We start from the raw sequence: 13,358 nt of genomic DNA, 5'->3' as shown, positions 1-13,358 counted from the left end.
AAATCTTCAGGGTGTAACGGTAACCGGAAGATCAAGCACTACCAATAGCTGGTCGGCTCCCGGCTTCTGAAACAACACACACCCACGGCTGATCACCAAGTGGGAGGCGTGTTCCTGCCGGACTGTCTGAGCGATGGTTGCCGGATCACAGGCTGGCAAAACACGCAATCGGATGCCACCCCCCATCACCTCAAGATCACGGCTGAAGTCACTGAGCTGCTCCTGGGAAACCGATGAGCCCGGGCACAGCAGGGCCGTCACCGCTTGCCGGTAGCGCCTGGACGCCTCAGCCGCTGCGGTGAGCGCCCGCTCATTGGCCTCAGGATGGTCGTTAAGAAAAACCACAATCCGGTCCCGGGCGGGAACATTTTGTTCACACCACAACAGGACCCGCCCCGGGGATCGCTGGACCAGGCCCCGGGCCGTTGAACCCAGCCTTGCGCCCGGTGCTGACGACCAGCCTACCCGGCCAAGAACCAGCAAATCCTCCGGACCTGCCAGTGCCAACACCTCTTCGATAACCCGACCCCGGGTGATGCTGAGCGCATGATGTCCGCCACGCCCTTCCATGGCTTTGGCCAGTGCCTGGCGGGCGTGATCCGCCAGACGCTGAAGACGACGCTCCACCCTGGCGGTATCAAGGGTACGGCTGATGCCAGACGCGGAACCCACTTCCCGGGAAAAACTGAAACCCGCGCTGCGTAAAAGGTTCATCTCCTCCACGAAGACACCCAGTACCTCCGCGCCGGTCTGTGCAGCAATATTGGCGGCCGCTCTGAGCGCTGCGTAGCTCATCGGGGAGCCATCCAACAGAACCACAATACGGCCCTCACCGCGCCGCGAATGACGCTGCGCCTTGCGGTCGTCAGTCCTCCCGTTTGTCACCGCTCTTGTCCTCTCCAGCGTCGTTGTCGTCCCGCTTCTTGCTGATCTCGGCAAACTTCCCCAGGCGGTCCGCCACCGCGCGATTAAACGACCCCTCAGGAAAACATCCCGCGGCGTCCGCTTCACCGGCCTCCATACCGGTCAGCATTTCAATCGCCTGGTCGATCCCGGAGATCGGATAGAGGCTGAAATCGCCCACGGCAACCGACTTGCGAACCGCCTCATTCAGCATCAGGTGTTCCACATTGCTGGCAGGCAACAACACGCCCTGATTCCGCACCTCTCCTGCCTGACGGCAAACGTCGTAGAACCCCTCGATTTTTTCATTCACCCCGCCCACAGCCTGGACCTCGCCAAGCTGATTCATGGAGCCGGTTACTGCAAAGCCCTGCTTCAACGGCACACCACTGATCGCCGAGAGCAGCACACAGGTTTCAGCGACAGAGGCTGAATCCCCCTCCACGCCGCCATAGGACTGCTCAAAGGCCAGGCTCGCAGAAAGCGACAGGTCCCCCTCGCCAGCGTATCGGCTTGCGAGAAAGCGGGAGAGAATCATCACCGCCTTGCTGTGAATCGGCCCACCGAGCTTTGCCTCCCGCTCGATGTCTACCACCTGCCCTTTCCCGGGCCTCGCCGTCGCGGTAATCCGGGTCGGCTGACCAAACATGGAAGCGCCGAGACTGAGCACGGAGAGTCCATTCACCTGACCAACCACCTCACCGCTCGTGGCAATTATTACAATGCCCCGGCCGACCTGTTCACGACTGCGCTGGCGTATCCGGCTGGCGCGATATTCCCGTTCGTCGATCGCCTGCTGGATGTGGCCGGCACCAATGACCCCGGAACTCCCCTGATCTGCCCAGTGATCCGCCTCACTCAGGAGGTCCCGGAGTACCCGATCATGAGCGGTCAGCTTGCGCTGATCCGAGGCCAGCCGGCTGGCATGTTCGATCAGCCTCGCCACTGCGGCACGGTCGAGGGGCCGGCTTTTCAGATGGCGAGTCATAGTGGCAATCATGCGGGCGTACAAGGTATAGCACTCTTCGTCCCGATCCAGATCGTCCTCAAAATCTGCCTCGACCTTGAACAGGTCCAGAAAATCCGGGTCATAGTGAGACAGCAGGTAGTACAGCAACCGGTCACCCAGGAGCACGACTTTGACCGAGACTGGTATGGGTTCGGGTTGCAGGCTTACGGTGCTGACCAGGCCGTAAAGACGTTCGAGGGATTCGATCCGGATTTCACCGGAGAACAGAATTCGCTTCAGGCTCTCCCAGGCCATTGGCTGTGACAGGACCCGGCGGGCATCAATAATAAGAAAGCCGCCGTTGGCCCGATGCACAGAGCCCCCGCGGATCAGGGTGAAGTCGGTATAGAGGGTTCCCTGGCGGGCCCGGTGCTCAATCTGACCCACCAGGTGCTGATGATTGGGCAAATCCTCATAAATGACAGGCGCGCCCACAGTCTCCGCGTTGTCGGTGATCAGATTCACCCGGTAACGCCCCATCAGGCCACCGGGAACGCCATTCTCGACATCCTGAAACATTTCCGCATGCTCGACGACATCCTCGCGCACGGCGTCAAGGTAATCCACCACCCCCTGCAAGTGAGACCACTTGGCCCTCAGTTCACCGATGGGACCACCTAGGGTCAGTTGAACCATTTCCTCATTCAGGGCATGCACCCGCTCCCGCACCTCTTTCCGTAACCGCGGAATCTGCTGAATGGTCAGTTGGAGCTTCTTCTGCAGCTCGTCGACCTTCGATTCAACAAGCTCTTTTTCTTCCTCGGAGAACGCCTTGTACTCTTCCGGATCGATAACCTCGCCATTTCGCATGGGCGCAAAGGTGAAACCGGCAGGTGTGGTGATCATGGCAATGTTATTGCGATTGGCCTCTTCCTGGATATCAAACAGGCCCTGATGCTGGCGTTTCGCCATTTCTTCCTGGAGTTCCTGAAGCCGGGCCTGGTACTCCTCGCTCTCGAATGTCGCGGGAATCGCCGTACGTAACTCCGCGGCGAGATCGACCATATCGTCCTTGAACTGCCGCCCTTCGCCCGCCGGCAAGCGAATCGCGCGGGGTCGGTCAGAAAACTGGAAATTGAAAACATGACACCAGTCAGGCGGGACCGGCTGCGTTTCGGTATGCCGGGCCAGAAAGCGTTCCACAAACTCTTGCTTGCCTGCCCCCGAGGGCCCCAAGACAAACAGGTTGAACCCCTCTGCCTGCATGTTCGCACCAAACTCCAGCGCCCGCAGGACACGTGCCTGTCCACAGGGTAGCTCGAGATCTTCCAGGGAATCCGTGGTTTCAAAATCCAGTTGGCCGAGAGGGCATCGACGGTAGACCTGTTCCTCGGTCAGCGCTGCGGTTCCTTTCATCAACTTCCTCCCGACGGGCGTCTGGCAGAAATTGCGCTGCACGCAGTTTAATCAAGAATAGCTCAAAGATTAGGGTGCCGTTGCAAACGAAAAACGGCAGCCCTCGGCTGCCGTTTCGTGTTTCAGTATCCGTGTCAGGAATGACCAAGTATCGCGGCCAGTTTTTCCTGGGTCCTGTTCTCGAAGTCACTGGCGTCATGACGCTCGTGCAGCTGCTCGGCAGGTTCTCCCCAGGTACGATTGACCATCCTGCCCCGCTGAACCGCTGGCCGGTGAGCAATTTCCTCAGTCCAGCGGATCACATTCCGGTATGTATGGGCCTCAAGGAATTCCGCGGCATCGTATACCTTGTTCGTTACCAGAGCACCGTACCAAGGCCAGATCGCCATATCGGCGATGGTGTACTCATCGCCCGCGATGTATTGATGGTTGGCCAATTGCCGATCCAACACATCCAGCTGACGCTTGACTTCCATCGTGTAACGGTTGATGGGGTACTCGTAGGGCTCCGGTGCATAGGCGTAAAAATGCCCAAAACCTCCGCCGAGTAAAGGCGCGCTGCCCATTTGCCAGAACAGCCAGTTCAGTGCTTCGGTTCGCTTGGCAATCTCTTTCGGCAAAAACGCGCCGAATTTCTCGGCAAGATAAAGAAGAATGGAGCCGGACTCAAACACCCGGATCGCCGGGTCAGCGCTGCGGTCCAGTAGCGCCGGAATCTTGGAATTGGGATTAACCTCGACAAAGCCACTACCAAATTGATCGCCTTCGGTAATCCGGATTGGGTAGGCATCATACTCAGCCCCCTCAATCCCATGCGCCAGCAACTCCTCCAGCATAATCGTCACCTTGACGCCATTTGGCGTTGCCAGCGAATAGAGCTGCAGCGGATGCTTGCCCATGGGCAAATCTGTGTCGTGCGTTGGCCCGGCGATGGGCCGATTGATCTTGGCAAAGGCGCCACCGCTCTCGGCCTCCCATTTCCAGACCTTCGGAGGGGTATAGGTGGGATCACTCATAGCTATCACTTCTCCTGCCAGACAAATGTACAACTCAGGCCGCTGCGCTGAGCATTTCCAGTAAGTCATACGCCACTTAAGTCGCCCAAGACCACTTCCCCATTGGAACATGAATGACGAGCCAAGTTCAGCCGGCCATCCCGCCAGTAATTGCAGGAAGTCAGTTGATCGGTGCTCCTTCACGCCGATTCTCAAATCCGCTGCTATAGTATATCCAGTTGTTTTACATTTCTTGACATTCCTGCTTGCGCCGCCGGATGGCGGGTTACACCGTAGACAAGGGAGTTCCTACATGAAGCCGCACAAACTGATACCACGTACATTCGTGATACTCGCCCTGACTTCAGCATTGATGGCCTGTGCCGGGCCCGGCCCCAAGCCAACCAGCGAGCTGCAATTAGCGCGGGCCTCAATCCAGCAGGCTGAAGCGAACGATGCTCGGCAATTCGATCCCGTGTTGTTGAATCAGGCCCAGAACAAACTGGCTGATGCCCGCGAGTTGATCGATAAACCGGACCCCGATGAGGAGGACTACACCGAAGCGAGACGGCTGCTGGAACAGGCTGCAGTCGATGCGCAGCTGGCCGGAGCCCGCGCCGAGACAGAAAAAGCCCAGCGCGCAGTGGCTGAGATCAGCCGTAGTATCGAAGACCTTCAGAATCAACTCGAGATGGATCAACAGTGAGCCCGGACAAGGAGATTGAGATGATGACGCGTACACTATACACAAGCATCGTGATCGGGCTGTTCACATTGATGGCCGGTTGTGCCAGCTCGCCCCCCTACAACGCCACGCTCGACGAGGCCCGGTCAACCTATCTAAGTATCGAAAACGATCCGGATGTGGCGCGCAGCGGCGACAGCCAGCTGCGTGCCGCCAGGACTGAGCTGGATAGAGCCGAGCGGCTACTGGAAGAAGACGCCGATGACCCAAGGGTCGATCAGGCAGCCTACCTGGCACTCCGACACGCGCAGATTGCCCAGCAGCAAGGCATGCGTGCGGCCCTGCAAGAGGAGGTCGCCTCTGCTGAAGAACGTCGCCGGCAGATGCAGTTGGAGATGAAAACCAGCGAAGCCGAGAAACTAAGAGCAGAAATGGAGGCACTGAAGGCCGAACAGACCGATCGAGGCATGGTGCTGACGCTTGGGGATGTACTGTTTGACCTCAATGAGGCGGAACTGAAGCCCTCCGGTGAACGCACAGTTTCACGCCTGGCCGAGTTCATGCGAGAGTACGAGAACCGCCGCGTACGGATTGAGGGGTATACCGACAGCACCGGTGAGGAGTCCTACAACCAGCGTCTGTCAGAGCGCCGTGCCATGGCGGTCTACGATTCCCTGCTGGGCATGGGTATCTCCAGCAGCCGGGTTGAAGTGGAAGGCTATGGTGAGGCTTACCCGGTCGCCAGCAACAGCACCAGCGCCGGGCGACAGCAGAACCGGCGGGTTGAGATCGTGATTTCTGACGAGTCAGGCATGATTGAAGGCCGGTAGCGACAATAGCAACAACGACTCCTTGCCGGCAGGTGCCGGCAAGGATCCCCTCATCTAGTTTCGTGCGTCCGCATCAAGTTCAATGATTTCCCTGCTGTAACCGATACCCCACACCGTCCGGTCATCAATAGAAATATTGGTCAGGTATTTTGTGCCCGGAATTTTCGACATTGCGTCATCCATGGCTTCGTCCAGGCTTGGCGCATCACCCACCGGAAAGATATACAGAACCAGTGTCTGGGAGGAAGTACCCGACACATGACCTATCAGCTCTCCCTGGAACTCGCCTTTGGGATCAATGTAGGAGTGTGGAATAAAGCTGCCTTGCATGTCTCTCGTCGCGCAAGCCGACAGGAGAAGACACCCACAAACAATCGCCAGAGAGGTAAGCTTCATATCGACTCCCCGCTGATCGTATCGAAGTAAAAAGCCCTGCCCGGACCAGAGAGTCAATGACGGGGCTTCAAGCGAACCAGCATCCCGTAATAGTGGTCCAGGGAATGGTCAGGATGGTACGGAATGACGCACTCCTTGTCCGCGTTCTTCCATTCATCAATCACCTCGCCATTCATCTTCTGGATATCCTCCAGCAGATCACCAACGCCGTATATCCGGTACGGACAGAACGCCGTGCTGATGTTCTGCAGGGTCACGTAGCTCTCTCGCGGATGCACCGGCAGCATATTGATCAGCACGTAGGTTGGCCGGTACGGCAGGCGTTCGATGATGGAGTTGACCGGCTCGTCGACATACTGCAGCGAACCGGAAAACAGCACCCAGTCATTCTCATTCGCTTCAGCCAGATCATCGATAAAACTCAGTTGAGCGGATTTATTGTTGGTAGCCGCGAACTTTCTGGCTTCCTTGATGACGGCCGGGACATCGTAAATTTGCCACTCGAACGGCGTGGGGAACGTCAGATACTTGGTGAGCGCGTAGTAGAGCACACCAACGTGGCCACCAAAATCCAGAAGCTTCTGGTTCGGCTCCAGGAGTCGATTAAGCCAGAACGCCACGGGGTAATCGCAAGGCGAAATCGCCTGCATTCGAAAACGATACATTTCAGCGGAGGCAGGAGCTTCGTTGTTGTAACCCAGAGGCTTACTGGCGGGCGCATCGGCAATGGCGGATGCAAAGTCCGGGTACACGCCCTTGAACCAGTTTACATTTGTTGCGCTTGCAAACTCCTTTGCGTAATGCCGATCAAGCGCATGATTAATGAATGGAATCTGCTCAAACTGATGAAGAAAAACTTTCGCTCGGCGGAACATGGCTTTTTTCTCCCTAAAAAGCCCATGATTATTAACCCTAGCAGGTCTGGACGTTTTTTCACGCTGGCAGACGAAATGAGATCTCTGAAAAGCCATGAACACCGATTTGGTCTATCCGTAACTCCCGGGAGTACAATGAGCTTCATGCACAGCACTCGTACCGAGCCGGATCATGACCAGGTATCAACGACTCATCATGCTGCTGATTCTTGCCACCTTGACGTCAGGCGCCCAGGGTGCCCTGCGTTGCGGCGCGTCGCTGGTCAGTGACGGTGCCTGGCCAATCGAGGTCGAGGAGCGTTGTGGGCCACCGGATTACGTCGCGGAATACCCCTCCGCGACCGTCCCCGGTCTGGGGGTCGTTCAAACGGAAATGCATTGGTATTACAATCCGGGGCCCCAACGTTTCATCCGTCTCCTTGTCTTTCGCAACGGCAGGCTCGCGCGTGTGGAAAGTCTGGGGTACGGGTTCCACACAGACGGCATGGGCACCTGCGGACCAAACACACTCCGGCACATTCAGAACGAATACGAACTCGTAACCCGCTGCGGCCAACCCGCATCGAAACGGGTGGAATGGCAACTACCCACACCCCGGAGGCGCTCCGAAACCTGGCAAGTCCTGCAACCGGTACTCATACAGCAATGGCTTTACGATTTCTCCAGCAACCAGTTTCGCCAGGTCGTTACCTTGAGAAACGGCCGCGTCATCAATATCGAATCCCGGCCCGGGAACTGACCCGGCAGAATGGTTCACTCCGTCGGCGAGACTTCAGATGCGCGCAAGGCCTCCAACTCGGCGGCAAACGCCGGGTCGACATCGTCAATGGCATCCCAGAGCCGCAGGATGTAGTCCGGCGGGAACGTGTAGACGGGCATGTCCTCCTGCATCAAGAGACCTCTCTGTTGGGGCGTCAGGCCGTAATAGAGTGTCATCAGGATGTCACTGCTGGCCCAGGGGCTACTGAGGAAATAGCCGTGACCGTTCCCCAGGTCTGAGGCTTCCGCCTCGCTCACGTTGATGAAGGCAAGCTGGTCACTCAGATCGATCAGGGCCTGCCTGACCAGCGGCAGCATCTCATCGCCAGCGCCACCCCAGAGCTGCCCCAACCTCTGGCGGCGGGTCAGAAACTGCGAAAAGCCCAGTGCCTTGTCGCGATCGGACACATACACGGAGGTTCGGCGCGGTACCTTCAGCAATCCATCGGAGATGAATGCACCAAACACCCCCCGGTCGAGATCACTTCCGACCAGAATGACATTGCTGATACGAAGCTTCTCGTGGATGACTTCTTCGGATTCGCTGTGATGCTTCAATGCCAGCTGTTCCAACGCCCGCATTACCAACCGCGTTCCGTTGCTATAGCCAATGACATGCACCTCCTCCGCATCCGTCTCTTGCGCGATGAATTCAAGCAGCACTCTCAGGCTTCTCGCAAATCCTTCCGATGTGTCTGAATCCTTGATATAGGCAAACCGGCTCGGCGTCGATGGCCAGGCGTAGGCAATGAAAGCGCCCTCGTAGCCCAAGAAATGCCAGAGTTCGGCAGAAACGAGAACCGGATTCTCAAACACCACCTTATAGCCATGCACATAGATATAGACATGCTTTTTACCGGATACCGCCAACTGTGCATTGATGGCCTTCGCGAACCTGTCGGATGCGTCCTCGGGCAACTCGCCCCTGTCGAGTAGACTGGTGTCTATCCAGTTGGGCAGTGAGCTTTTCATCATTCCCCACTCCTCAACACCCTTGATCTTGACCGGGTAATCCTCGGTGCGTGTTTTCAGCATCGAAACCTGGCGGGCGAATTCCCACGAGAATTCCTTCTTGCCGAATTGAATCTCGGCCAGACCCACTCGCACGACAAAACCGCGATCGTTCAGGTAGTAGTTTTCGGGATCCTCCCCGGTCGCCGGCGCGCGATCAGTTGCAAACAGAATCCCGTCGTATGGAATTCGCTGGAAAGGTTCGGTCTCGGGAAGCGGGTTCAGCAGGCCATCGCCATAGACGTCCGGTGCAGGCATGAGCTCAATCTGATCAACCGGAGGGGTCGCGCAGCCCGTCTGCAGGGCCACGCAAACCATTGCAACCAGAAACGCCCAAAATCTTGCCGTACGAGTGGTCACAGGCGCGCCATCCCAGCAAAGTTAATCGGACTCGCAACCTTTGGCAGAGCAGAGCGGGGTGCTCGCTCTGCTCTGCCAATGCACCTAACCGTCATGATTCCGGTGTGTACCAGATTGGAGACGTGTAAGCCCTCTCCTGCCCGGTGGTTACAGCTCCCTCAGGAATCTCCACGCCGAAACGCATAGCGTCATAAACCACCCACCGCGGCGTCGGGATCTCCAGCACTCGTGCGTAATAAAACGCGGACTGGGATGCATCGAAATCCGGGTCGCTCCAGACAGTGCCCAGCTCCGAAGCGCCGATGGTGTTCATCCAGTTGGCAGTCTCAATATCCACGGTATTGCCAACCGGGGGAAGAACCCCATCAGCATCAGGCTCTCTGCCTGGCGACCAGGCAACGTCATAGACCTTTTCGTGGGTCTCGCCATCGCTGTCCAACCACCCTTTCACGATCTGAATCCGGTCGAGGTTTGCTCCAATCGGGTCGCGAAGCGCATAGACCATGAAGGTTGGCGCTGAGTCGCCGGTTCGGTCTGGCAGGTCATCGCCCATGGGCACGCCCTTCTCATACCCACGGAAGGCTGGTTGACGGCTATTCATGTCTTCAGACGTGTAGTCCCAACCACCAAAAAAACGAACGAGCATGCGCGACCCTGTCGTGCCGTACACCTCTTTGCGCTCCATCGCATCGAAGATCGCTGCGCGGGTATTTTCAGTGGCCCAGACACCGGTGTAGCCCGAGGCTGTGAGTTCGTAGCCCTCGAACACACCTTGTTCCGTTTTCGTGAAAGGATGTTCCATACGCGCGGGATTGGGTTCAACGTTCGTCGCCTTGCCGAAAAAGTTGTCCTCCTCAACAGCCGCGAGCGCAGTATGGCTGTCGGTGGACCCAATCAGCCCAAACTTGTAAGGGTTGGTGCCATGCCGCTTGTCTAGCTTCAAGCCATTCTTCAACGCTTCCCGGGCATACTCGTACTGAAGCATATCGTCCGTTTTGGCTTCCGAAAGATCGAGGTTGCCCGCATCCCAGGTTTCATAATCGGCAAAGGCGTCATCCGGCGACAGCAGCTGGTGAGCCTCCCCATCCCCCTTAATCTGGGTGATCTCGTACATGGGTTCCCACTTGCCACGCAAGCGAACATATTCTGAATCGATCTCCTTCCCCGTGTACTGGGCATCTACCGGGAACATGAGCCCGTTCGACAAATTGCCGTTGTGCGCCAGGGCGAGTACCGAACCGCCAGTGTTTTTCTCATAGTTCTCGAGCCACGCGTACAAATCCAGAGGATCGGTTGACCCGATAGGCGGCTGAGTGGTGTAAGGCACAATCTGGCTCGCCTTATCCGCGCCATCCCGGAACAACACGTTGCGGTGAAGATTGTTGCCCGCAACCAGGGAGGTCCATTCGAAGCCGATAATCGTCGTGAAGTGACCCGGCTCATTAAAGCGTTCGGCAGCATCAACCACCTTCTGCCAGATCGTCTGGTAGGTTTTTCCTCCCGGCGAGTACTCCTCCATCATCTCAGGATCAATCTTTCCCTGAGCAAACGTCGCAATCAAGTCGAGCGCAGCATCGGCTGACGCTTCACCGCCCTTCTGCAATTCCTCGTACCAGCGTTTGCCCTGATCGAACTTGATAACCTCAGGCTTGCCATTGGCAAGATCATTGAAAAATCCCATCGCATCCGAGTGATCGGCAATCACCAGCCAATCCAGCGGTCGCGAGAGTCTCGCAGGCTGTCCGCTGGAGGCCATTACCTCCTCCCCGCGCGCAAACCGGTAGGCTTCATCGAGTCCAAGCCGTGCACCGAAGAGTCCCGCATCGACGGATAACCCGGTATGCAGATGAGTGTCGCCCCAGAACACGCGATCCGGGAAGCTTCGTTGCGCGTAGGGCGAGTAGGCCTTGCCCGGGTATTGGTCAGACAGTGACTCCCGCGACGGCTTGAATTGGGCCCACGCGGAATCGGTCATCAAAAGGAAGGTACCTGGCAATGCCAGGACAAGCACAAGAGCGTATAGAAATATCCGTTTCATCACGGTTGTCCTCCGTTTCTGGATGCTGCTCAGGACAGATTGAATTGGCCGTGATCGCGGCCAACCCGTCTATCCACACATCGTTACGAAGCACGAAATCATCCCTGCGGGAATCGAGCTACTGCACTCGTAGTTGGCGACCTACTGCAGTGTTCGTCTAGGAGAGGTTTATCAGAAAGAACTCAAGTAAGAATAGTGAGGCACCCGGTTTTATCAAGGAGGATACCTGTAAGACTGGATTTGGACGGCACGCTAGGAATTGCCCGCACAGCATTCCTTGTTCAAAAAACTGATCAGGCCCTCAAGTTGCTGGTACTCGGGGATACACACAATCGTCCGGCTGTGTTTCTCCTGTCGAATAAGCCCCACTCTCGCCATGCGAGCCAGATGATGAGACAAAGTGGAGCCGGGTATTCCCAACGCTTTCTGTATCTCGCCAACCGGTGCTCCGGAGTGACCCGCTTTAACCAGAAAACGAAACACGGCCAGCCGATGGGTATTGCCCAGTTCAGCAAGACAGGCGGCTACTTCTTCATGAGTCATCTGACTCTCCCGGAAATTGTTTCTATATTTCTAGAATCATAGTTGACAGACTCAACAAGCACAACCTAACCTCATTATTTCGACTAATCTAGAAATATAGGATTGAAAAATGTCAGCCCAACTTCAGGACACCCTGTTCATGTTCACGCTGCTTGCCACGGAACTGTCCGTACTCTTTATCGGAATCAGTTTTCTGGTTGGCGCCTTGCAGCGCCATATCCCCCCTTCCCGACTCGAAGCCCTGCTTAGCAACAGCGGTGGCCGCGGATACCTGATTGCCGCAGGACTCGGGGCAATTACCCCTTTTTGCAGCTGCTCAACCATACCGATGCTTAAAGGCCTTATTCGCGCCCGGGTCAGCTTTGGCCCGATGACGGTCTTTCTGTTTGCCTCACCGTTGCTGAACCCGGTTGTCGTTGTACTCCTCTTTGCAACATTCGGGGTTGGCCTCACGGCCATCTATGTACTTGCTGCGTTGACGGTTTCATTGGCGGCTGGCTGGTCGCTCCAGGCACTGGGCTACGAGCGCTACCTGCGCCGGGAGGAAAACCCGGTGGTATCGGTGGCAAGTTCGGAAGAAAAATCGTGCACCGGGGCCAGTGTACCTGGGGGAAAATACAGCGGGCTATGGCGGGAGGCCCTGTCAGATTTTGTTCGGGTTTCTCCCTACCTGCTGATCGGTGTCGCGATTGGTAGCGCGATTTACGGGTACCTGCCGACAGACCTGCTTGCCAAATACGCCGGGCAGGACAACCCCTTGGCAATCCCGGTTGCCGCCGTGATCGGCGTGCCGCTTTACATTCGTGCCGAAGCGGTTATCCCCATGGCGTCAGCCCTGATGACCAAAGGCGTCGGCGCTGGTGCGGTTCTCGCCCTGATTATCGGCAGTGCCGGCGCCAGCCTGACCGAACTCATTCTGCTGCGTTCCCTGTTCACTCCCCGCCTTCTGCTGGCGTTTGTAACAGTGGTGTTGGCGATGGCGGTCGCCGCTGGATACGGCGCGTTTCTGTTCTTCTAATCGGCTCCCCAACAGGGTCGGGTCACAACCACCGGCGTACCCGGGATTGGTACGCCTTGAATTCCGGCCCGAAGAGATTCGCCAATGCCCGTTCCTCGGGTCGAATCTGATAGTGATCAAGGTACAGGACAAATGCCAGCACGATCAGCAATAACCAGGGCGAGGCCAGGAAAACCGTCAGCGCGAGCAGCACCAGCGTGAAACCGACGTACATCGGATTCCGCGTAACAGAATAGATGCCAGAACAGACAAGGGACGACGACGATTCCGGCTTGCGCGGATCAACGGTGGTCTGGACACGCCGGAATTCGACGACACCGGCCACGCAAAATGCAATGCCCACGAACAGGAGAAACAGGGACACAGGCAGCCGGAACCAACCAGGTAGATCCATACCGGGCACAGCCGCCGACAACGCCCAGATAGCCACACCCGCAACCAGTGTCAGTGCCAGGGGTGGAATTCGTTTTTCCAGCAGAGCCATAGCCTTACCTCGATAAATACCAGAATTTCAAATGCAGGAAATCGTAACCGCATCTTTCCAGAACAGGAAGCACGAAATCTGCGGTAGTGGTACCAG

The 13,358-nt window shown here is 57.0% G+C and carries 13 protein-coding genes; 4 read left to right on the top strand and 9 right to left on the bottom strand.

The annotated features are described in order from the left end of the window. Positions 1 to 6 precede the first annotated feature (6 nt). The 3 genes from K0B93_RS00740 to yghU form a co-directional block, all read right to left on the bottom strand. A complete protein-coding gene (locus K0B93_RS00740) occupies positions 7 to 885 on the bottom strand; it encodes a universal stress protein (RefSeq protein WP_324123937.1) in 879 nt (292 codons plus the stop codon). Beyond that, positions 866 to 3,268: a Lon protease family protein gene (locus K0B93_RS00735; RefSeq protein ID WP_219865364.1), complete on the bottom strand. Its 2,403-nt coding sequence runs from the start codon at positions 3,266 to 3,268 to the stop codon at positions 866 to 868. Before K0B93_RS00735 ends, K0B93_RS00740 begins: the two co-directional genes overlap by 20 nt. A gap of 134 nt (positions 3,269 to 3,402) precedes the next feature. Beyond that, positions 3,403 to 4,284, bottom strand: a complete 882-nt coding sequence (gene yghU / locus K0B93_RS00730) for a glutathione-dependent disulfide-bond oxidoreductase (protein ID WP_219865363.1) — start codon at positions 4,282 to 4,284, stop codon at positions 3,403 to 3,405. 292 nt (positions 4,285 to 4,576) lie between these two features. Between yghU and K0B93_RS00725 the strand changes: the two genes are divergently transcribed. Then, entirely contained in the window at positions 4,577 to 4,969 is a 393-nt protein-coding gene (locus tag K0B93_RS00725) for a DUF4398 domain-containing protein (protein WP_219865362.1), read from the top strand. Between the two features lie 20 nt (positions 4,970 to 4,989). Next, a complete protein-coding gene (locus K0B93_RS00720) occupies positions 4,990 to 5,778 on the top strand; it encodes an OmpA family protein (protein ID WP_219865361.1) in 789 nt (262 codons plus the stop codon). A 54-nt stretch (positions 5,779 to 5,832) separates the two neighbouring features. Here K0B93_RS00720 and K0B93_RS00715 read toward each other — a convergent pair whose 3' ends face one another. After that, positions 5,833 to 6,174 (bottom strand): hypothetical protein, encoded by a 342-nt coding sequence (locus tag K0B93_RS00715; protein WP_219865360.1) that lies wholly within the window; start codon positions 6,172 to 6,174, stop codon positions 5,833 to 5,835. Positions 6,175 to 6,227: 53 nt separating this feature from the next. Then, positions 6,228 to 7,049 carry a methyltransferase, TIGR04325 family gene (locus K0B93_RS00710; protein ID WP_219865359.1) on the bottom strand — a complete coding sequence of 274 codons (822 nt, stop codon included), beginning with the start codon at positions 7,047 to 7,049 and terminating at the stop codon, positions 6,228 to 6,230. A gap of 172 nt (positions 7,050 to 7,221) precedes the next feature. Here K0B93_RS00710 and K0B93_RS00705 point away from each other — a divergent pair, with 172 nt between their 5' ends. Then, positions 7,222 to 7,788, top strand: coding sequence for a DUF2845 domain-containing protein (locus tag K0B93_RS00705; RefSeq protein WP_219865358.1), 567 nt, complete (start codon positions 7,222 to 7,224; stop codon positions 7,786 to 7,788). A 14-nt stretch (positions 7,789 to 7,802) separates the two neighbouring features. Here the strand turns inward: K0B93_RS00705 and K0B93_RS00700 are convergent, their stop codons facing one another. The 3 genes from K0B93_RS00700 to K0B93_RS00690 all read right to left on the bottom strand — a co-directional run bounded on the left by K0B93_RS00700 (position 7,803) and on the right by K0B93_RS00690 (position 11,760). Further along, positions 7,803 to 9,179 carry an alpha/beta hydrolase gene (locus tag K0B93_RS00700; protein WP_219865357.1) on the bottom strand — a complete coding sequence of 459 codons (1,377 nt, stop codon included), beginning with the start codon at positions 9,177 to 9,179 and terminating at the stop codon, positions 7,803 to 7,805. A 91-nt stretch (positions 9,180 to 9,270) separates the two neighbouring features. Beyond that, positions 9,271 to 11,217: a DUF3604 domain-containing protein gene (locus K0B93_RS00695; protein WP_228743145.1), complete on the bottom strand. Its 1,947-nt coding sequence runs from the start codon at positions 11,215 to 11,217 to the stop codon at positions 9,271 to 9,273. A gap of 252 nt (positions 11,218 to 11,469) precedes the next feature. Beyond that, positions 11,470 to 11,760 (bottom strand): ArsR/SmtB family transcription factor, encoded by a 291-nt coding sequence (locus tag K0B93_RS00690; protein WP_219865356.1) that lies wholly within the window; start codon positions 11,758 to 11,760, stop codon positions 11,470 to 11,472. 109 nt (positions 11,761 to 11,869) lie between these two features. Between K0B93_RS00690 and K0B93_RS00685 the strand changes: the two genes are divergently transcribed. Further along, a complete protein-coding gene (locus K0B93_RS00685; protein WP_219865355.1) occupies positions 11,870 to 12,778 on the top strand; it encodes a permease in 909 nt (302 codons plus the stop codon). A gap of 22 nt (positions 12,779 to 12,800) precedes the next feature. On the opposite strand, the gene K0B93_RS00680 is transcribed toward K0B93_RS00685, so the two are convergent. Then, positions 12,801 to 13,262, bottom strand: a complete 462-nt coding sequence (locus K0B93_RS00680) for a methyltransferase family protein (RefSeq protein WP_219865354.1) — start codon at positions 13,260 to 13,262, stop codon at positions 12,801 to 12,803. Positions 13,263 to 13,358: the final 96 nt, after the last annotated feature.

Source organism: Marinobacter sp. F4218, assembly GCF_019443085.1.
GTDB classification, from domain to species: domain Bacteria; phylum Pseudomonadota; class Gammaproteobacteria; order Pseudomonadales; family Oleiphilaceae; genus Marinobacter; species Marinobacter albus.
This window is presented reverse-complemented; position numbering and strand designations above follow the sequence as displayed.

Coding starts and splice junctions, on each gene's coding strand:
- K0B93_RS00735 (WP_219865364.1), bottom strand. CDS start 3,268: ATGAAAGGAACCGCAGCGCTGACCGAGGAACAGGTCTACCGTCGATGC.
- yghU (WP_219865363.1), bottom strand. CDS start 4,284: ATGAGTGATCCCACCTATACCCCTCCGAAGGTCTGGAAATGGGAGGCC.
- K0B93_RS00725 (WP_219865362.1), top strand. CDS start 4,577: ATGAAGCCGCACAAACTGATACCACGTACATTCGTGATACTCGCCCTG.
- K0B93_RS00720 (WP_219865361.1), top strand. CDS start 4,990: ATGATGACGCGTACACTATACACAAGCATCGTGATCGGGCTGTTCACA.
- K0B93_RS00715 (WP_219865360.1), bottom strand. CDS start 6,174: ATGAAGCTTACCTCTCTGGCGATTGTTTGTGGGTGTCTTCTCCTGTCG.
- K0B93_RS00710 (WP_219865359.1), bottom strand. CDS start 7,049: ATGTTCCGCCGAGCGAAAGTTTTTCTTCATCAGTTTGAGCAGATTCCA.
- K0B93_RS00705 (WP_219865358.1), top strand. CDS start 7,222: ATGACCAGGTATCAACGACTCATCATGCTGCTGATTCTTGCCACCTTG.
- K0B93_RS00695 (WP_228743145.1), bottom strand. CDS start 11,217: ATGAAACGGATATTTCTATACGCTCTTGTGCTTGTCCTGGCATTGCCA.
- K0B93_RS00690 (WP_219865356.1), bottom strand. CDS start 11,760: ATGACTCATGAAGAAGTAGCCGCCTGTCTTGCTGAACTGGGCAATACC.
- K0B93_RS00685 (WP_219865355.1), top strand. CDS start 11,870: ATGTCAGCCCAACTTCAGGACACCCTGTTCATGTTCACGCTGCTTGCC.
- K0B93_RS00680 (WP_219865354.1), bottom strand. CDS start 13,262: ATGGCTCTGCTGGAAAAACGAATTCCACCCCTGGCACTGACACTGGTT.